The following is a 19,852-nucleotide window of genomic DNA, read 5'->3' as shown; positions in this document are numbered from 1 at the left end:
TTTAAACTGAAAATATGACGGAAAAAAATTATGAAAATGAAGTAAAAAATAGTGATTTTGGTTTTGGCGCATTGAATGAAGCCTATGCCCAGTATTTCACGGGTAATTCGTATCTCAAAGGTCTGGTAGCTCCGGAAGACAATATCGATTGGGGTATGTCCCAGGTCAGCTTCGAACCGGGCTGCATCAATCACTGGCATGCGCATACCACCGGCTATCAGGTTTTGCTGTGCACTGCAGGAGAAGGCTGGGTACAGGAAGCGGGCAAGGAGGCCGTGCATATGAAGCCGGGCGATGTATACGTGGTACGCAAAGGCGTCAAGCATTGGCATGGAGCGGGTAAGCATAGCTGGTTCGCACATATTGCTATCACGTCTGGTCAAACCGAGTGGTATGAGCCGGTGGATGAGGCGGCATACGAGGCTTTGGAAGACTAGACAGCAAGGCTAAGCAACAAGGCTAAGCTCGTTGGAAGACGAAGAGACTTTTCAAAAACTGTAAGCGATTTCTTAAAGGAGGAAATATGCGCGATATCAAGCAGACAGCTGGTCGAAATCAGCTTGGTGAGTTTGCACCACAATTCGCTGAGCTGAATGATGATGTCCTTTTTGGACAGGTATGGGCTGATGAAACCTTGGATATGAAAACGCGGAGCACGATTGTCATTAGTGTGTTCATGGGTCGTGGATTGGCCGATGACTCTTTGCGTCATCATTTGGAATTTGCAAAGCAAAATGGCATTACGCAAGAAGAAATTGCAGCAATTGCGACGCACGCAGCCTTCTATGCAGGCTGGCCTATGGCATGGGCCGTCTTGCGTCTGGCTAAAGAAGTCTGGGCATAACTTCTGAAAACTGTTTCAACTTTTTCATCTCACTCACGATGTGGGGGAAGCGAAAAACTTCCCCCACATTTTTTATGGGAGTGTTTAGACTGCGCTGTTTAGACTGCGTTTGTATAAGCTGCGCTGATTTCGTTTGTGCTGATTTTAGTCAGCGTCGATAACCGTGAAACCTTCAAACGTAAAGCCCGGGCTGACTACGCACGAGACGAGGGCATCGGAGGTTCCAGGCAGTGTACGCTGCCACTGACCGGCTTTGACGAGAAACTGAGCACAAGTATCCTTTGGGTGTTCTGCATCGATTTTTAGCGTACTGCGCGTGGAATGCTTAGCGTATGTAGCGGCATCGAGACTGCGTGGATCTTCATCGCAGACTTCGATTTCCACCGCGCCGGGCCCATGCCAGAGCCACAGCTCATCCGCATCGACGAGATGCCAGTCGCTGTAATCGCCTTCCGGTAGCAGGAAATAAATAAGTGAAGCGAGGGGACGGCTCGTGTCCGCATATTCTAGGGGGCTTTGCCAAGTCCGCTTATACCATCCGCCTTCAGGATGTGCAGCTAAATCCAAGGCTTCTATAGTACTTTGGGCAAAGGTGCTTAAAGGCGGAATTTTATCCGCATGCACGGCAGTTTTCGGGTTGAGATCACGCATACTGTGCTCCTTAGGTTATTTAACTCTGGTGCTGTGTTTCTTCAGATGTGTTGTTTTCTTCAAAAATATGATCGTTATAGACAATTTTCCCAGAAATAACGGTGGCGCGATTCGTACCGGACCCGTGGCGCACAATGCGTTCGAGCGTGTGTTCATACGCGCTGTCAGAGCTCAAATCCACAGGAATATCCAAGAATGCAAGATCAGCCACCGCACCGGCATTGATTTGTCCAATACGTTCAGCGCCCACATTCAGGCCCATAACTTCCGCGCCGCCGAGAGTCATCATGCGAATGAGGCGATGGCTCAGATCCTTGCGCGTATATCCTTGAACGCGCGCCAAATCATAGAGCACGGATACATCGTCGAGCACATCTAGGCTTGGGCTGGAGGACAGGGAATCCGTGCCCACGGAGACGAGATTACCTTCGTTGAGATAATCGGCCACAGGCGCATCCTTTTGAGTACAGGTAATGCGATTACTGCGCGGGCACAAAGCCACGCCCACACCGCGCTGGCGTAAAATGCGGCGATCTTCTGCGTTGGCATACACACCATGGGCGATGTGGATATCCGGCCCCAAGCTGCCCAATTGATCGACAAATTGAATGGACGAAGCATTCGCACCGGAAGATTTGAGCTGAGGGTAGCTATCCCAGTGATGCGATCTCCAAGAGCGCGCCACAGGGGAGTACAAGTCTTGTGCGGCCTCGTGCCCGTCTAAGGCTGATTCACTCGGCGTTTCCCCGAGGTGAATGTGCAGGCGCATACCCATACCGCGGGCGATATCGGGTAGATCCAAAAAAGGAGCGGATTCCAACGAGTAGGGTGCATGCGGGCTGATGCCAAGTTTCGTCACTTCCTGCTCAGAGGCCTGTATCAACTGGTCGCGAAGCCATTCTGGCCCTAAGCTCTTCCACTTTTCATTTTCCCAGCCCATGACTTCCCAATACGTAATGCCATGCAAACCTTGAGAATGGAGAGCTCCTGCCGCTTCCAAATCGGTGACAATATCGGCGGCCGCAGTAGTGCCATTTTCTACCAATTGGCGGGCACCCTGATGTGCCCAGTCTCTCCACGGTTTTTCGATACTGTCATCATCGTAGATAGCGTCGAAAGCATCACTCCATTCCTGGAAACTCGAGTAATGGCCTTCCCCTACACTGGCCATGCCCGTGTACTGTAAATGCGTGTGGGCATTGACCAGGCCCGGCATGAGCACACCGTTAAAATGATGCTCCACAATCTGCTTGTGGCCGAGAGGGCCTTCTTTGACAATGTCAAGCACCCACGATCGTGTGCCTACATGGACCACTTTGCCGTCATACACGGCAACCGCACCATTAGGAAGGGCAGGTGCGGTGACGGGAAGCACAAGGCGTGCTGAGTAGATAACCACCGGGCTATCGTCCACTTCTCTTATCGTCATATACACGACCTTCCGATATCTACTGAGCGGTATGAAAGCGCGTTTGCGTCCAGTCGCTGACCATCGTGCGCGGCTCATCAATGGTGGTTGAGCGAGCAATAAGCGCGCTACGCGCAATTCTTTCATCAATTGTATGGTCCATACGCACAATCTCATGCGGTAAATGCTCATAATCTTGAGCCAGCATGCGCACGGCATTGAGCTGAACAGCAAAACTCATATCCATAATTTCGATAGGATTTCCACCGCTGATGGTGTAATTCATGCCATCACCGCTAGCAATCAAGCGTGCATGCTTACCATTTCCTAAATCCAGCTGCGTCATATCCACGGCTGTTTCAATTTTTTGACCCGTAATCTGCGTTAAATCATCCAAAGCAATTTCCTGAGAAATGCCGCCAATAACGCCCAAGACGGTGTTATCCTCCAGCGATTGCAAGGTTTCTAAGTCTATTGTGTGATACACGCCGGTGGCGCTAATGAGGCAATCACTCGTTCGAGCTGCTTGGGCCAGAGGCATGACTTCAAAGCCTTCGTATTGAGCCTTCAACGCCGCCGTCGCACTCTGTTCGACGATGACGACCTGTGCGCCGAGACTTCTCATACGCTGGGCAAATCCGCGTCCCACCGGGCCATAACCGATAACCGCCATCTGAGCGCAGTGTTGTGCATAATCATCACCTAAAACATGCAATAACGTGGTGACGCAGCTTTCACCCGTACCGTGCACATTGTCGAAACCGGTTTTCAGCTCCGAATCGTTTGAAGCAATAACCGGATAGGTCAAAGCTCCTGCATCCTGCATCGCCTGGAAAGCGCGGATACCCGAGGTCGTTTCCTCTGCCACACCCTTGAGCTGGCGCACAAGATTGGGACGCTCCACACTGGCTAGGCGTGCAAAACTTGCGCCGTCGTCAATAATGATTGTCGGCTTCACCTCGTCCAGCAGCTGTAAAGCCGCCTTCTGCTCTTGCTGAGCATTCCACTGAGCATCCGCGTATACGAGAATGCCGCGAGCCTTTAATTCATCTGCTACGGGCTGATGCACTTCGGCAGCCGTGGCAAAAATACCCACTTGAGCGCCCGCGCGCTGGAGCTCCAAGGCGAGAATAGCGGTTTTAGGTTCGATAATTAAGCTGATGGCTATGCGCTCGCCTTGAAGTGTGCGAGCAGCGATGAGTTCATCCGTAATTTGTCGCACTACGGGCATGGCCTGATACGCGCGTTCCAGCTGATCTCGAGCGCTGAGACGAGACACAGATTTTTTCAGTGCCTGCGCATACTCGATTTTCTCACCATCCACCGTGGCATACGTGTTATGCAGGTGAATAGTACACGATGCTGCATCTTTCGGATCGGTCAGGATGCGCATACCCCAGACCTGTGCGGCCTGGAGAAAATGTGTCGGCGGAATCGTGGCAAAATCGGCGTGCATAAAAATACGAGAGCCCGCCAAGCTGCGATTGCTTGCCTGCGAAATCGCGCGCACAACAGAAGAAAACATGACATGTGACATCTGGAAATCCTTTATATCTCACAGCCATTGTACACAAAAGTCTTCGATTGCAGACCCGCTTGCCCTTAGCTGGTTTGAATGGATATGGACAGCTACAGACAGAGGGGAGGTGCACGGTCGCCTGATACACTAGCCACATGAAAACTATTGCGATACTGAGCGCTTTACCCCGCGAGATTGCACTCATTCAGGAAAGATTTCCTGGCTCTGTAGTGCGCGAAGGCGGTCTTAACATAATGCATCATGTAGCGGGCGATGTACATATTTTTAGTGCTTATGGAGGCATGGGCACCACAAATATAGCCGCTGCTACACAGACACTGATTACTGTGGCGCGCTTTCTGGCCAGCACACCTGAAGCTCTGATTTTCACAGGCATTGCAGGAAATCTCAATGCGCGCTTGGGTTTTGCCGATGTGGTACTCGCGCAAAAGCTGGTATACGAAGAAACGGATACGCAGATTATCGCTGAAGATCCGCCGTATCAAGAGGTTTTCGGCTCCACGCCTCGGCTGGTCCAATTCGCGCAAGAATTTGTGCAGAACCACGGCATGACAGCGGTAGAAAATAATGCCAGCACACCACAGGCCGCAGAAAAAATGTATCCTTCCGTGGATTCCGAGCAGACGATTCGCGCGGTGCCGCAAGAACTCGATGCGCATACAGAAGACCTTGCGGCACACAGATTTACCGTGGGCACCGTAGCCACCAGCAATCTCTTTAGCACGGACTATGAAACGCTGACACGCATCATTACAGAGGACCATGCCGATGCAGAGGAGATGGAAGGAGCAGCGGTATCCCATGTATGCATGAAAAATGGGATTGACCATCTCGTGATTCGCGCGCTGTCCAATGATTGTGGTGAGGCCTATGAGGATCTCGATCAGCGCCAAGTGGATCTCAATATTTCTGCTCGGGTAGCGGCCCACATTGCAGTGGGTGTAGTGGAGAAAATAGTGAACGTGTAATTCCCCGTACACAAAACTCGAAATATGACACTCTAGATATGCATAAGGGCTTGTTGTATCAACAACAAGCCCTTATGCATATGCGTCAAAAATCTTAGCTCAACACGCGGCGAATAGAGTAACTATTGCCACCGAAGGAAGCCAACGACGTAACCTGAGTGCCCAAGCCCGGAGCCAGAGCATTCACAACCTTACCGTTGCCAATATAAATAGCGGCGTGGATACCGTTAGCGATGATATCTCCCGGCTGCGCTTCCGAAAGTGAAGCAACGGCCGTACCCACGGTAGCCTGTGCGCCAGAGGTGCGAGGCAGGGAGACGCCAAACTGAGCGTACACATACTGCAAGAATCCAGAGCAGTCCCAACCCGATGGTGTGGATCCACCCCACAAGTATGGGGAACCTACGAAGCCCACCGCATAGCTCGCCAACTCAGAACCGGATCCGGAGCCAGACACGGTTACAGTGCTGGAGCTAGAAGAGCTGGAGGAAGAAGTCGAGCTGGAGGTGCTGGCTGCGGCTGTAGCGGCAGCTGCGCTGGACTTAACCTTCGAAGCAGCATCCTGCAAAGCACTGATATCGGCATTGTATGTATCCACAGAAGTAGAGGTATCTGCCAAATGCTCAGAAGCGGTATTCATCGCATTGCTCAAAGCCTCCAGTGTGGAGCTCGAAGCAGAACCATTGGATCCGTACGTCGACTGTGCGTTGTTATACGCCGAAATCAAAGACTCACGAGCACTGTTCTGCTCATCAGTCATTTCATACTTCACGGTTACAGCAGAGCTGTCGGAGTTCAGGCTCCACTCAGAGCCCTGCACATAATCCACAGTGGCCGTTTCCTGTGTCAGCGCGGTACGTTCGGAATCACGTGAAACGCTAATAGTGGTAGCAGCGTTGCTACCGTTTGCGTTTGCAAAAGTAGGTGCGGTTGAACCCGCAAATGCCACGATGAGCAAAGACGATACTGCAAGAGTGCCAATCTTCACACTCTTCATGTGACGCGAAAATAAACGACTTGCCTTAACAAAAGAGCTTTGTGTATTAAAAGGTGTTACTGGTGCAGCAGCAGAACTAATTCGGTGCTTTCCTGTACTCAAAACGTTTCCCCTTAGTTGTCCTTGGGCTTGATAGATATTTTACTCTTCTCTACCAACTTGCGGTCTAAGGTATTCGTGAGATAGCACCGGGAGGTCTATGCACACAAATACACAACATATAAGTTTAACATGGATGGGTGGGAGCCCAAAGAAAAAGTTTCTCCTGTGCATAAGTCTGGCCCTGGTGTACTATGCAGAACCTGTGGAATTGCAGTAATAACACCGTATATTTTCACCCCAATTTATTTGTGAAGATTTTGTAATCACAGGTGTATGGAGAGTGAAAATTTGCAAATCACACCCTGCGCAACACGGCTCTAGAGGCGGTAAAGGGTGTGTGGCATAATAGGAAAGATTTAAGATTTTTCGTTGATAAAAACGGCATGAATAGGTGATTTTAGTGGCACAAACTTCAAATGATATTAAGAACGGTTCTGTAATCAATCTCGATGGTAAATTGTGGAGCGTTATCGAATTCCAGCACGTAAAGCCAGGCAAGGGCCCAGCGTTCGTGCGCACCAAGATTAAGGAAGTTCTCACCGGCAAGATTGTAGATAAGACCTTCAATGCGGGTATGAAGATGGACTTCGAAACCGTAGATAATCGTACCTTGCAGTACTCTTACCGCGATGGCGACAACTTCGTATTCATGGATATGACCACCTATGATCAGGTGTACATTCCAGAGTCCTTGATTGGTGACTCTGAGAAGTTCTTGCTCGAAGGCACAGACTGCATCGTGTCCTTCCACGATGGAAACCCATTGTCTGTAGAACTGCCTGCAGCCGTGATTTTGACCGTGGCTCACACAGAACCAGGTTTGCAGGGCAACCGTTCTTCTGCTGGTACGAAGCCTGCCACCATGGAAACGGGTGCAGAAATCCAGGTACCATTGTTCATCAATGAAGGCGAACGTTTGAAGGTAGATACGCGCACAGGCGACTACCTCGGACGCGAAAATTAAGAGATAGCGGGACATTAAGGACCACATTTTAATATGGCACGTTCCACCGCTCGAAAGCGCGCACTGAATACACTGTTTGAAGCTGACGTCAGAGGTCAGGAATTTACAGACCTCTTAGACGCGCGCATCGTGTATCCAGGTGCACAAACACCCCTTCCCACGTATGCAATTGAAATTGTGCAAGGTGTAGCACACCATCGCCGCACCATTGATAAGGCACTTTCTGAAGCATCTACGTCTTGGGAAGTAAAGCGCATGCCTGCAATTGATCGCAATTTAGCACGCATGGCTACGTGGGAAATTGTCTATAACGAGGAAATTCCTGCGGGTGTAGCAATTAATGAAGCTATCGCGCTTGCAAAAACTTATGCAGGCGATGAAACTCCTGATTTTCTTTTCGGTGTATTGAGCACTATTGAGAAGAAGGCTCAGGATATTCGTCAAGAAGAAATTGAATGGCAAAATCAGCGTGCAGTTCAGGCAGAGGAAGACGCTGCACACGATGCTGATTCCAGCCACAACGACACACAAGATGAGGTCGAAGATGTGGAGTCTGCTTCTGTATCAGCAGATGAGGCTCAAAACTTCGACGATATTTCCATTACAGATTTTGGCGATGCGCTTTCCTCCGCGGATTCAGATAATGCTGATACTGCGGCGGATACATCGTCTCTTTCGCAAGACAATTAAGACCGACCCACAGCTCAGGAGGCATGTGTGAATCCTCAAGATTCGGCAGTAATTAGTCCAGATATCTATTCCGTCCACAATGCCTTATTGGTGCTGGAAGATGGAAACGTTTATGTTGGCGCTCCTTATGGTGCCGAAGGGGTAACGACCGGGGAAATTGTTTTCTCCACGGCTATGACCGGTTACCAGGAGACATTAACCGATCCATCCTATGATCGTCAGATTGTCGTTCAAACATTCCCGCATATTGGCAATACCGGTGTCAATGACGAGGATTTAGAATCTCAGCAGATTTGGGTAGCAGGATACGTAGTGCGTGATCCTGCTACCCAAGTTTCTAATTGGAGAGCACAGCGTAGCCTGGACGATGATCTCAAGTCCAACTCCATCGTGGGCATTGCGGATATTGATACGCGTAAGCTCGTGCGTCATTTGCGCTCTGCAGGCGTGATGCGTGCAGGTATTTTCTCCGGTTCTGCTTTGGTGGATGAGGAGGGTCGCCTCAAGCGCATCGAGGATTTGCTGGATATTGTAAAGAATTCGCCATTAATGAGCGGGGCAAATCTCTCCGAAGAGGTGTCCACCGACAAAGCTTATGTGGTGAATCCTCAGGGCGCGTTCGAAGGCCAGCAGCCGCTGTACACCGTCGTATCCGTGGACTTGGGTGTGAAAGCTATGAGCCCATATCGTATGGCGGAGCGCGGCTGTGAAGTGCATGTTTTGCCATCGACCGCCACTTTCGAGGATATTCAGGCGTTGAATCCAGATGGCGTCTTCTTCTCCAATGGTCCTGGCGATCCGTCCACCGCTGATTTTGAGGTAGAGCAGTTGCGCAAGGTGTTGGATGCCAAAATTCCGTTCTTTGGCATTTGCTTTGGAAATCAGCTCCTTGGCCGTGCCCTGGGATTTGGTACCTACAAGCTCAAGTTTGGTCATCGCGGCGTCAACCAGCCAGTACAAGATCTCACTACCGGCAAGGTAGAAGTGACCGCACATAATCACGGCTTTGCGGTGGATGCTCCGCTGGGCGATGCAGTGCCTAGCCCATTTGGCGAGGGGCACTTCGGGCGCGTACAGGTCAGCCACGTGGATTTGAACGATAACGTGGTGGAAGGCTTGCAATGCTTGGATATCCCAGCATTCTCCGTACAGTATCACCCAGAGGCAGCAGCCGGTCCTCACGATGCAGCTTATCTTTTCGATCGCTTTGTAGACCTCATGAAGTCTCAGCAGTCTTCGAATCCATCACAGAACTAGACTCAGACACAATAGAAGGGAAAATCCATGCCTAAGCGCACAGACATCACATCCGTTATGGTTATCGGTTCCGGACCTATTGTGATTGGACAAGCTGCCGAATTTGATTACTCCGGTACTCAGGCTTGTCGCGTGCTTCGTGAAGAAGGCGTTCGCGTTATCTTGGTGAATTCGAATCCTGCAACCATTATGACCGATCCAGAAATGGCCGATGCCACGTACATTGAGCCCCTATCCGTACCTATTTTGGAGCGCATTATTGCGAAAGAACGCCCAGATGCTTTGCTGCCAACCTTGGGTGGACAGACTGCCTTGAATGCGGCTATTGCATTGGGCAATGCGGGGATTTTAGACAAGTACAATGTGGAGCTCATCGGCGCTTCCTTGGAAGCTATCGATCGCGGTGAGGACCGTGAACTCTTCAAGCAGGTGGTAGCAGAGGCAGGTGGTGATTCCGCTCGCTCCTTTATTGCACATTCCATGCAAGAGGTCGAAGACATTGTCAACAATGAGCTGGGCTATCCAGTCGTGGTACGTCCAAGCTTTACCATGGGTGGTTTGGGTTCCGGTATTGCGCGCAATATCGAGGATCTCCACCGCATTGCAGGCGCAGGTTTGCATTACTCACCAACGCACGAGGTTTTGATTGAAGAAGGCCTTGAAGGGTGGAAAGAGTACGAACTCGAGTTAATGCGCGACCGCAACGATAATGTAGTCGTCGTCTGCCCAATTGAAAATGTGGATCCTGTGGGTGTGCATACGGGCGATTCCATTACCGTGGCTCCGGTCTTTACCCTGACGGATCGCGAATACCAGAAGCTACGCGATATCGGCATCGCTATTATTCGCGGTGTAGGTGTGGATACCGGTGGTTGCAATATTCAGTTTGCTGTCAATCCTCGCAACGGGCGCATCGTTGTCATCGAAATGAACCCTCGCGTATCGCGTTCCTCTGCTTTGGCTTCGAAGGCTACGGGTTACCCTATTGCCAAGATTGCGGCAAAGCTTGCTTTGGGCTACACCTTGGATGAAATTCAAAATGACATTACGCAGACGACGCCTGCCAGCTTCGAGCCAACCATCGATTATGTAGTAACGAAGATTCCGCGCTTTGCTTTCGAGAAATTCCCAGGTGCAGATGACACGTTGACCACCTCCATGAAGTCCGTGGGTGAAGCCATGGCTTTGGCAGGTAATTTCCAAGAATCCTTGGGCAAAGCCATGCGTTCCATTGATAAGCGCAATGCAGGCTTTAACTGGGACGGAGACGTGCCAAACGCACAAGAAGTGGCGGATCTTTTGGCTGCTATGAAGGTGCCAACTGAGCATCGCTATCTACAAGTGATGCGTGCTATTTGGGGTGGCGCTAGCCTCGAGCAGATCTTTGAGGCCACGAAGATTGATCCATGGTTTATCGATCAATTTATGCGTATCAATGAAACAGCTATGAAGGTGAAAGCAGCCGAGGCCTTGAGCCCAGACCTGCTACGTCTGGCTAAGAAGTCCGGTTTGTCGGACGTCCAGATTTCACACTTGCGTGGCCTGGGTGATCGTGGTGAGGATGTCATCCGCGAGTTGCGTAAGAATTACGGCATTCGTCCGGTGTACAAGACCGTCGATACCTGCGCGGCGGAATTCGACGCAGTAACCCCTTATTACTATTCCACTTATGCGGACGAAACGGAGCTGAAGAAGCGTGAGCGCGAGGCGGTAATTATCCTCGGCTCAGGTCCAAATCGCATCGGTCAAGGTATCGAGTTTGATTACACTTGCGTGCACGCCGTGCAGGAGCTCGGTAAGGATTACGACACCATTATGGTGAACTGTAATCCGGAAACCGTCTCTACCGATTACGATATTTCTGATCGTCTGTACTTCGAGCCATTAACCTTTGAGGATGTGCTGGAAATTTATCAGGCTGAATTGAAGCAGGGTCCTGTTAAAGGCGTTATTGTCCAGCTGGGTGGTCAGACGCCATTGTCCTTGGCAGCACGTTTGAAGGCAGCGGGTGTGCCAATTTTGGGTACAACGCCAGAATCCATCGACTTGGCAGAAAATCGTGAACTTTTCGGCGAGGTACTGGATCGTGAAGGCTTGAACGCTCCACGCTACGGCACCGCACTGTCCTATGATGAGGCTTTGGCGGCCGCTCATTCCATCGGTTATCCGGTACTGGTACGTCCTTCCTATGTCTTGGGTGGACGGGGTATGGAAATCGTCTTTGAAGACAGCCAACTGAAGGAATACGTAGACCGTGCTTTGCGTCAGGCTCAGGCCGATCGTGTGGTATCCGGACGTCTGCCTTCGCCACTGTTGATTGATAAGTTCCTCTCTGACGCTATCGAAGTAGACGTAGATGCTTTGTATGACGGCAAGGAGCTGTATATCGGCGGCATTATGGAGCATATCGAGGAAGCCGGTGTGCATTCGGGTGATGCGGCCTGCGTACTGCCTCCAAATACCTTGTCTGACTCGCAGATTCAGCGTTTGCGCAAGGCTACCTTGGCTATTGCAGAGGGTGTAGGTGTGCAGGGACTTATCAATGTGCAGTTCGCCTTTATGAGCAACACCTTGTATGTCATCGAGGCAAATCCACGTGCTTCGCGCACCGTGCCATTTGCGTCTAAGGCTACGGGAACCGCTTTGGCCAAGGCTGCAGCGCGCATTATGGCAGGCGAGAGCATTGCTGATTCCCGCAAGCTGGGATTGTTGCTGCCTGAAGGCGATGGTGGCGATATTCGCCCTGGTCAGCCGGTGGCTGTGAAGGAAGCAGTTTTGCCATTTAAGCGCTTCCGCACGGATGCAGGTAAGACGGTGGACGTCATCCTCGGACCAGAAATGCGTTCCACGGGTGAGGTGATGGGCTTTGACCGGGACTTCCCACATGCTTTTGCAAAGAGCCAAATCGCGGCTTATGAAACGGGCCTGCCGACCGGAGGCAATGTCTTTATCTCCGTCAATGACACGGATAAGCGTCAGTTGCCTTTGATGGCTGCGCGTTTGCTGGAGCTGGGCTTCTCCTTGCTGGCTACCGAGGGTACTGCTTCTGTACTGCGCCGCTACGGCATGGATGTGCAAATCGTGGACAAGCTGACTCAGGATGCGGAAACGGGCGATATGAAGCAGATTCCAGTCAAGGGCAGCACCGGCAAGAACGTGGTGGACTTGATTGAGGAAGGTCAGATTGATCTTATCCTCAATACGCCAAGCTCCCGTAGCTCACGTTCCGATGGTTACTCCATTCGAGCCGCAGCTATTGCGGCGGATTTGCCACAGTTCACGACGGTAACGGAGTTTATGGCTGCATTGATTGCCATCCAGGCTGTGAAAAATGCAGACTATGAAGTGGCTTCCATCCAGGAGCATGCGGAGCGTCTCCACGAAATGGATAAGCAAGCATAGTTTCACGCTCAAGATCGTCAAAGGCGGGTGCTCAGGCAATACCATGCTCGGGCACCTGCCTTGTGCTTTTTCGTGGGGGGGGGATCCACATTCGAGAGCCTCGAGTAAAGTGGTCTGCTATGAAAGAAAACACCAATCGTCTTGTCGTCTTAGCGGGGCCAACCGCTGTGGGTAAGGGTACCGTAGAATCCAAGCTGTTTGAGGATCACCCTGAAATCTGGCTGAGTGTTTCTGCGACCACGCGCCAGCCACGTCCCGGTGAGGTGGATGGGAAAAATTATTTCTTTTTAACCACCGAAGAATTTCTCGCGAAAAAAGAACGCGGCGAATTTTTGGAAACGGCTATAGTGCATGGCATGGATTATTACGGAACGCCGGTGGCTCCTGTGCTGGAGCATTTACAGGCGGGTGATCCGTCCATGCTGGAAATTGATGTGCAGGGTGTGCATAAGGTCAAGGCGCGCGCAGCCGAGCTGGGTTTGAATCCTATTTTTGTTTTCCTGGCTCCACCAAGCTTTGACGAGTTGGAGTCGAGATTGCAGGGTCGAGGTACGGAAACTCCGGAGCAGCAGCAGCGCAGATTGCAAACGGCTCGCCACGAACTCGATCTGCAAAATGAGTTTGATGTGGTCATCGTCAATGATGAGGTAGATCGTGCAGCCGCAGAGCTGTGGGGTGTTTTTGAAACCGCTATGGGTAAGTAAAACGACGTGTAAGGTTATAAAAATTGCGGAGGATGAGCAGTCCTCCGCAATTTTCATAAGCCCTGCATTATTTTTTTAGCTGCTGATTGAGCTCTTGAATTTGGGAACGATAATACATAAACATGCTGAACCAAATAATGAGATACAGTATGGCAAATTGGACGAAGAATATGCCTAAACTGGCCCATGAAATCGGATACCAACCTGCGGCAAATGACACGCCCGTCATAGTCAGCATGATTATGAGGAAATGCCAGAAAGTAGTGGCGGTCAGGCCCATATTCCACGGATCTGCATCAAAAAGCCAGTAGCTTGCGAGCGCACACACGATGCCCATAAGCATCCACAGCAACGTGCTGACGATGAATGCAATGGTGACAGAAGGGAATTGCGCTACCCATTCAGGGCGACTAGGGTAAAATAATCCCGTCGAACCGTAGACCAGATTGAATACAATGACGAAGCACCAGCCCACGAAAACGCCGACAACAGCTCCTAAAAGTGTATATTTAATGGTGTTTACTATCCGCTTGTCCATAATGAATTCCTTACTGCGATTGAGCACCACTATGCTCGAGAAATGAGACGAGATTTAATAACTCCGATAAAACGTTCAGAAACCTTCACCTTCGACCCATCGCGTAGAAGAGCAATGCAATGACCGGCCAAGGTGAAGTCGAAACGGACTAAAGCCTGCATATTGACAATAGCTGAATTGCTGACCCGGACGAATTGCTGAGAATTGAGCCCAGCATCCAAGCTTTTTAAGGTCAAAACCACTTGCCAATCCTGCTTGTTATATCGCGCATATACATGCTTATCCTGAGCATAAAAGTAAGCGATATGAGCCACAGGAATGACAGAGTTCTGGCCGTTAAAGTTGCCGGAAATCATGTCTAGGGGAGCATGAGGGGAATTATCGGAGATTTCGATGGCTTCAATCGCCGCTATGGCCTCGTTAACCTGCGCCGTTCTTTCATGCGCCATAACGAGAGCAATGGGTTCGGTTTGCGCATCGACTTGCTGAAAGCTTACTCTCATGTGAGTTCTCCTCCCTGTCACTTCTTTGTGTTTTCTCCAAGGAATTCTGAAATGAATGTCCTTTTCGGAGAAAAGTTGTGCAGTACATTCATCATAAAAAGTTGAGGAATATGCCCACAATTTTACTCGGATGGAATCGGCAAATTGCCCGATAAGTGCAGGAAAAACGCGATGGACATTCTGTCCAAGATTCAAGGCGGACCATTGAGCCGTCTGGGCTTGAGATGAGCGCAGACATAATATCCACCCAGCAGATAACGCTGCAGGCAGGACTCAACAGTGCAGAGAAATAGGGAAATACGCTGCGAAGATATATAATTAATGTTATATAACACCTGTTATCACAGTGAGGTGAAAGCGGTGCCACCTAGGTCTAAAGTTTCGCGAGATATGGTTATTCACGCGGCTTTCGAGATAATTCGACAGCTGGGGGTGGATAGCGTAAATGTGCGGCGCGTAGCAGAAAAATTGCATTGTTCCACCCAGCCGGTGATGTACCAGTTTCCTACGATGGAGGAGCTGAAAAAAGCAACCTTCGCGTATACGGATACTTTCCATACGCGTTACATTATGGACGTCGAAGGCGCTGTGGAAGGTGCTGGTAGCACGCTCGCACAGATCGGCCTACAGTATATCCGCTTCGCTCACGAAGAGCCGCAGTTGTTCCGTTTTCTGTTTCAGTCGGATTACCATACTGACACGAATATCTTTGATGTCGTGGATACGCCAGCGTTTTCTGCACTGATGCAGTCTGTACAAAGAGTCACGGGACTGAGTCCGCAGCAGTCAAAGTCTGTTTTTACCATCGTGTTCTTTTTCGTGCACGGGTATGCAAGCTTAGTAGCCAATAACGCTTTCCCATTCGAAGAAGATGAGATAAAAGCTCAGCTCGTGAAGGCCTTCACAGGTGCAACACGGGCGCAGCGAGAGGAGACATCATGTTGAAAAAGTTATATGACAAAAACGAATTGCATTTCGCGCTGGTATGGATCATTGTGTACTGTGTAGCGGAATCGCTTGCGTTTGATGTGAACGCATCGCTAGGCGTAGAATATCTTGCCAATGCCATTGTAGGTCTTGTGCTGACAGGCATTGCGCTGGTATTTCTGATTCGGCATAGGCTGACGCAACGCTTTGGGCTGACTTCATCTACCTTTGGAGCTCGACGCTTCCTGTGGTATATTCCTCTGATTGTGATAGCCAGCGGCAACCTGTGGAATGGCTTGGAAATACGGTATTCTTGGGCGGGAATGGTGTCCAGTATGGTCTCCATGCTGTGCATCGGTTTTTTTGGAGGAGCTCATTTTCCGTGGATTTCTCTTTAAGGCCATAGCCAAGAACAATGTGCGCACGGCCATCATTGTCTCCAGTCTGACTTTCGCCTTGGGACATATCATCAACCTCTTCAATGGTAGTGGTTTGGATGTGATGAGCACAGTGATGCAAATCTGTTTGGCTGTAGCGCTGGGCTTCCTCTTTGTGACGATTTTCTATCGCAGCGGTAGCTTAGTGCCCTGCATTGTGACGCATCAGCTGATTAATATCTCGGATGGTTTTGCGGCTCAATCCGGTGTGAGTGTAGGGATGCGGGCGTTGACAGCAGGCATCCTCATTGTAATCAGTGTGGCTTACGCCTGCTTTGTGATGAAAAGTTTACCGGCGCCGCACAAGCACTCATCACAAGCATGAGGTAGCGGAAAGTTCCAAGTGGGATTTTGTAGGTGTTATACAATTCAGTGAAGAAAGGTCTAGCGCTCTAAAAGGATATACTGTGGAGGTACGCCATAGAAATAAGGAAAATTCATCCGGATTTACACGTGCTCGACACTGTCTAATCGTACAGTGTGGTTAAACGTGATACCCTCTAATATTGACAACGATGTAGGGGGATACATATGGCAATCAAGAGGGCAAAGCGCGCAACACTGAAAGATATTGCACGTATAGCCGGCGTATCCTCGACGGCCGTATCGCTGGTGCTCAACAATAAGCCAAACCGTTTTACCGAAGAGACACGCGATCACATTCGTGCCATCGCGCGCGATTTAAACTATGTGCCAAACCAATCTGCACGAAACTTGGCGACGCATTCATCGAGTCTGCTGGCTTTAATTATTCCGGATATCGAAAATCTCTTCTTCGTTTCGCTGGCCAAGCATTTGGAAGAGGAATGCAAGAAAAACGGCTATTCCTTGCTGGTGGTGGATTCTGGTGAAGATGTGAAAGAGCAGGAATCTGCTTTGCGGCGCATGGTGCAGTTGGGCATTGACGGACTCTTTATGGTGCCGGCAAAGGGCACATCTGCGCGCAATGAAAAACTACGCCAGTTCCTGTCAAATCTTGATTTCCCAGTCATCTTTATAGACCGCATTCCAGATCTCACGCCGTCACATGCGGAAACTGGGCAGGGTGCGATGGCGGCGTCCAGCGCAGAATCCAGCAAAGAACACGGAAAAAATAACTGGGCAGCCTTGGCATATGACCATCGGATGGGTGGACGGATGGCTGCAGAATATCTGGTCAGCAAGGGGCATCAGCGTTTTGGATATATCGGTCCAGTAGAACCGGCAAATAAAGATTCACGCAATAATACCGAGCGTTTTGAGGGTTTTGTAGAGGGCTTGAACCAGCGAGGTATCACCATCGAGCCAGCATGTCTTGTCAGCAGTGGTTTTAGCGTTTCGGAGGGCAGCAAGCACGCTGACGACCTCATCGATGCGGGTGTTACCGCCGTTTTCTGTGGTAATGATCTCATTGCTATCGGTTTTTCTAGAAGAGCGCGAGAGCGCGGCATTCGTATCCCCGAAGATATTTCTATCATCGGCTATGATGACGTGATGCCTGCATTTGGCTTAGATTTTGATATCACCTCAATGCGTCAAAATGTGGCGGATTTAGCCCAACGCGGTTTTGCTATGATGAAGGCGTATCGCGCTACGCAGCTTGTTTCGCAAGAGCGCATTACATTGCTCGAGCCTCAATTAATCGAGCGGTCTACGGTTTCTACGATCGAAGCATAGATTTTCTTCCTCGTTTGACGACACGCTTAGTTTGCTTTACATTTCGAGAATTGATAAATTTATAGTATGTTGGTTAAACGCTTAACCAAGACTAAAAATTCAAAGATTCTGAATTTGAATTTTTATCTCAGCATTAGGCATTATTTCTGACATACCGAAAAGAAATGCGGAAAATCCGAATTCAAGGGAGACTTCGATGTCCAAGAAAATTATTCTCGATTGTGATCCAGGACATGATGATGCCGTCGCAATTTTGCTTGCTGTAGGAAATCCAAATATCGATTTGCTCGGCGTGACAACCGTAGGCGGCAATCAGAGCATTGACAAGGTGACGTACAATGCGCGTGCCGTACTGGAAAAGGCACATGCTACGGATGTGCCTGTGTACCGTGGTGCCAGCCGACCAATTCTGCGCCCTGCTCAGGTGGCTGCAACTATTCACGGTGAAACAGGCTTGGATGGCGTAGAGTTGCCAGAACCTTCACGCCCATTGGAAACCGAAGGTGCGGTGCAGTTTATCATTGACACCATTATGCGCGAGGAGCCAGGCACTGTTACGCTCGTACCAACCGGCCCATTGACAAATATCGCTTTGGCTGCACGCTTGGAGCCACGCATCGTCGAGCGCGTGAAGGAAGTCGTGCTCATGGGCGGTGGTTACAATGTAGGTAACTGGAGCGCAGTGGCAGAGTTCAATATTATGGTGGACCCAGAAGCAGCACACATCGTGTTTAATGAGCCTTGGAAAGTAACAATGGTTGGTTTGGACCTGACTCATCAGGCATTGTGCACGCCTCAGGTTCAGCGTGAAATTGAAGCTTTGGACACAGATTTGGCTCAGTTCGTCTCCGGACTTATGGACTTCTTCCGCTTTGCCTACAGCAAGAACGAAGATTTCGTAGATCCACCTGTGCATGACCCATGCACCATTGCTTATCTGATCGATTCTTCTATCGTACAAACCCGTCGTTGCCCAGTAGATATTGAGCTCAACGGCACCCTGACCTTGGGAATGACAGTAGCAGATTTCCGCGGTCCTGAACCTTCTGAAGAAGAATGCCATACTCAGGTTGCTACAAAACTTGATTTTGACAAGTTCTGGGATTTGGTCAAAGACGCAATTCAGCGCATTGGCTAATTTCCTGCTTCATAAATCCTGCTTCGAGTATCCGAAATAATTTATTCAAACCTGTACATACACAATGTACGCGATGTAAAGCGAAGTGACTATGACAAACAATACAGTGCTTGATTCGTTAACTCAGCTAAACGGCCGCGTGGCCGTGATGGGATCAATGAATGCTGACTATACCGTACGCACCCACAGGCTGCCTCTCCCGGGAGAGACGCTGGAGGGTGGTGCCCTTGAGATTTTGCCCGGTGGAAAGTCTTCCAACCAAGCGGCAACGGCTGCAAAGTTGGGGGCTCAGGTAGCACTTTTTGGTGCCCTGGGGTCGGATTACAATGCGGAATTCCTCGAATCGAAGCTGCGTGAGGCTGGCGTTCATGTGGAATTCATCGAGCATGTAGAAGGTCCATCTGGTACCACAGTGATTACTGTGGCGCAGGACAATGGTGAAAATACCATTGTGTATTCTGCAGGATCGAATCACAAAGTTACTCCGGAGTATGTGCGTAAGAACGCCGATCAACTCACATCCTACAGCGTTTTGGGCCTGTGCCTAGAATCGCCTATGGATGCAGTCATCGAAGCGGCTCGCATCGCACATGAAGCAGGAATGCCAGTTTTGCTGAATAATTCCCCATTTATGGCGAATTTACCAACTGAACTTGTAGAGAATGTAGACATTCTCCTTGCAAACGAACATGAAATTGCCCAAATTATCGGTATTGATGCGGATGCAGTGGACTGGGAAACAGCCGACTGGGAAAGCATGCGCCTTAAGCTGCGTGATATGGGCTTTAACCGTGTAATTATCACCTTGGGTGCGCTTGGTTCTTGCGTGATAGATGACGAGACTATCGAGCGCGTTCAGGCTGTGCGCATTACGCCTGTGGATACCACGGGTGCTGGTGATTCGTACATGGGCACTGTTCTCGCAGGGCTTGCCAGCGGTTTTAGCCTCACCGAAAGCGCGCGTATGGCTTCATATGTTTCTGCATACGCGGCCTGTGGGTATGGTGCTCAGTCATCATATGGCACTGTCACCCAGATCCGTGAGGCATTTTTGCACTAAAACTGACATCTCTACGCCACAGGCTCCCATTTCCTGCTTCTTTCTTTCTTCTCTGGCAGGGTGGGA

20 protein-coding genes are annotated in these 19,852 nt (G+C 50.1%); 14 read left to right on the top strand and 6 right to left on the bottom strand.

The annotated features are described in order from the left end of the window. Positions 1 to 14 precede the first annotated feature (14 nt). Positions 15 to 437, top strand: a complete 423-nt coding sequence (locus D570_RS0103980; RefSeq protein ID WP_018143108.1) for a cupin domain-containing protein — start codon at positions 15 to 17, stop codon at positions 435 to 437. An 86-nt stretch (positions 438 to 523) separates the two neighbouring features. Next, positions 524 to 844 (top strand): carboxymuconolactone decarboxylase family protein, encoded by a 321-nt coding sequence (locus D570_RS0103975; RefSeq protein ID WP_018143107.1) that lies wholly within the window; start codon positions 524 to 526, stop codon positions 842 to 844. A gap of 144 nt (positions 845 to 988) precedes the next feature. On the opposite strand, the gene D570_RS0103970 is transcribed toward D570_RS0103975, so the two are convergent. Genes D570_RS0103970 through D570_RS08465 form a run of 3 tightly spaced genes read right to left on the bottom strand, consistent with a single transcriptional unit; the run spans position 989 to position 4,440 of the window. After that, entirely contained in the window at positions 989 to 1,495 is a 507-nt protein-coding gene (locus tag D570_RS0103970; RefSeq protein ID WP_018143106.1) for a cupin domain-containing protein, read from the bottom strand. A gap of 19 nt (positions 1,496 to 1,514) precedes the next feature. Beyond that, on the bottom strand, positions 1,515 to 2,924 hold the full coding sequence (locus D570_RS08470) for an amidohydrolase family protein (protein ID WP_033376961.1): 1,410 nt from the start codon (positions 2,922 to 2,924) through the stop codon (positions 1,515 to 1,517). A 19-nt stretch (positions 2,925 to 2,943) separates the two neighbouring features. Beyond that, entirely contained in the window at positions 2,944 to 4,440 is a 1,497-nt protein-coding gene (locus tag D570_RS08465; protein ID WP_018143104.1) for an adenosylhomocysteinase, read from the bottom strand. 137 nt (positions 4,441 to 4,577) lie between these two features. On the opposite strand from D570_RS08465, the gene D570_RS09075 reads away from it, so the two are divergent. After that, positions 4,578 to 5,411 carry a 5'-methylthioadenosine/S-adenosylhomocysteine nucleosidase family protein gene (locus D570_RS09075; protein WP_018143103.1) on the top strand — a complete coding sequence of 278 codons (834 nt, stop codon included), beginning with the start codon at positions 4,578 to 4,580 and terminating at the stop codon, positions 5,409 to 5,411. Between the two features lie 94 nt (positions 5,412 to 5,505). Here the strand turns inward: D570_RS09075 and D570_RS0103950 are convergent, their stop codons facing one another. Then, the gene (locus D570_RS0103950; protein WP_245531863.1) at positions 5,506 to 6,408 is read right to left on the bottom strand and encodes a C40 family peptidase; all 903 of its coding nucleotides are present in this window, start codon (positions 6,406 to 6,408) and stop codon (positions 5,506 to 5,508) included. A 502-nt stretch (positions 6,409 to 6,910) separates the two neighbouring features. On the opposite strand from D570_RS0103950, the gene efp reads away from it, so the two are divergent. From efp to gmk, 5 genes are all read left to right on the top strand, one after another. Next, positions 6,911 to 7,474 (top strand): elongation factor P, encoded by a 564-nt coding sequence (gene efp, locus D570_RS0103945; RefSeq protein WP_018143101.1) that lies wholly within the window; start codon positions 6,911 to 6,913, stop codon positions 7,472 to 7,474. A 33-nt stretch (positions 7,475 to 7,507) separates the two neighbouring features. Further along, a complete protein-coding gene (gene nusB / locus D570_RS08455; protein WP_018143100.1) occupies positions 7,508 to 8,164 on the top strand; it encodes a transcription antitermination factor NusB in 657 nt (218 codons plus the stop codon). Between the two features lie 27 nt (positions 8,165 to 8,191). After that, a complete protein-coding gene (gene carA / locus D570_RS0103935; protein ID WP_018143099.1) occupies positions 8,192 to 9,421 on the top strand; it encodes a glutamine-hydrolyzing carbamoyl-phosphate synthase small subunit in 1,230 nt (409 codons plus the stop codon). A gap of 27 nt (positions 9,422 to 9,448) precedes the next feature. Next, on the top strand, positions 9,449 to 12,823 hold the full coding sequence (gene carB, locus D570_RS0103930; RefSeq protein WP_018143098.1) for a carbamoyl-phosphate synthase large subunit: 3,375 nt from the start codon (positions 9,449 to 9,451) through the stop codon (positions 12,821 to 12,823). Between the two features lie 119 nt (positions 12,824 to 12,942). Then, positions 12,943 to 13,527, top strand: a complete 585-nt coding sequence (gmk, locus tag D570_RS0103925; protein WP_018143097.1) for a guanylate kinase — start codon at positions 12,943 to 12,945, stop codon at positions 13,525 to 13,527. A gap of 67 nt (positions 13,528 to 13,594) precedes the next feature. Here the strand turns inward: gmk and D570_RS0103920 are convergent, their stop codons facing one another. Both D570_RS0103920 and D570_RS0103915 read right to left on the bottom strand, forming a co-directional pair. After that, complete coding sequence (locus D570_RS0103920) at positions 13,595 to 14,065, bottom strand: DUF3021 domain-containing protein (RefSeq protein ID WP_018143096.1); 471 nt, start codon at positions 14,063 to 14,065, stop codon at positions 13,595 to 13,597. 29 nt (positions 14,066 to 14,094) lie between these two features. Further along, a complete protein-coding gene (locus tag D570_RS0103915; protein ID WP_018143095.1) occupies positions 14,095 to 14,568 on the bottom strand; it encodes a LytTR family DNA-binding domain-containing protein in 474 nt (157 codons plus the stop codon). A gap of 390 nt (positions 14,569 to 14,958) precedes the next feature. On the opposite strand from D570_RS0103915, the gene D570_RS0103910 reads away from it, so the two are divergent. The 6 genes from D570_RS0103910 to D570_RS0103890 all read left to right on the top strand — a co-directional run bounded on the left by D570_RS0103910 (position 14,959) and on the right by D570_RS0103890 (position 19,786). After that, positions 14,959 to 15,513 (top strand): TetR/AcrR family transcriptional regulator, encoded by a 555-nt coding sequence (locus tag D570_RS0103910; protein ID WP_018143094.1) that lies wholly within the window; start codon positions 14,959 to 14,961, stop codon positions 15,511 to 15,513. Then, on the top strand, positions 15,507 to 15,893 hold the full coding sequence (locus D570_RS09460; RefSeq protein WP_051067182.1) for a hypothetical protein: 387 nt from the start codon (positions 15,507 to 15,509) through the stop codon (positions 15,891 to 15,893). Before D570_RS0103910 ends, D570_RS09460 begins: the two co-directional genes overlap by 7 nt. Continuing rightward, positions 15,859 to 16,257: a CPBP family intramembrane glutamic endopeptidase gene (locus D570_RS09065; protein ID WP_169331219.1), complete on the top strand. Its 399-nt coding sequence runs from the start codon at positions 15,859 to 15,861 to the stop codon at positions 16,255 to 16,257. Before D570_RS09460 ends, D570_RS09065 begins: the two co-directional genes overlap by 35 nt. Positions 16,258 to 16,463: 206 nt before the next feature. After that, positions 16,464 to 17,588 carry a LacI family DNA-binding transcriptional regulator gene (locus D570_RS0103900; protein ID WP_018143093.1) on the top strand — a complete coding sequence of 375 codons (1,125 nt, stop codon included), beginning with the start codon at positions 16,464 to 16,466 and terminating at the stop codon, positions 17,586 to 17,588. A gap of 196 nt (positions 17,589 to 17,784) precedes the next feature. Further along, positions 17,785 to 18,726 (top strand): uridine-preferring nucleoside hydrolase UriH, encoded by a 942-nt coding sequence (uriH, locus tag D570_RS0103895; RefSeq protein ID WP_018143092.1) that lies wholly within the window; start codon positions 17,785 to 17,787, stop codon positions 18,724 to 18,726. A 91-nt stretch (positions 18,727 to 18,817) separates the two neighbouring features. Beyond that, on the top strand, positions 18,818 to 19,786 hold the full coding sequence (locus D570_RS0103890) for a ribokinase (protein WP_018143091.1): 969 nt from the start codon (positions 18,818 to 18,820) through the stop codon (positions 19,784 to 19,786). The last annotated feature ends 66 nt before the right edge of the window (positions 19,787 to 19,852 follow it).

Source organism: Alloscardovia criceti DSM 17774, from assembly GCF_000376885.1.
Taxonomy (GTDB): domain Bacteria; phylum Actinomycetota; class Actinomycetes; order Actinomycetales; family Bifidobacteriaceae; genus Alloscardovia; species Alloscardovia criceti.
Note: the sequence above shows the minus strand (reverse complement) of the source record. Positions and strands in the feature narration are given on the sequence as shown.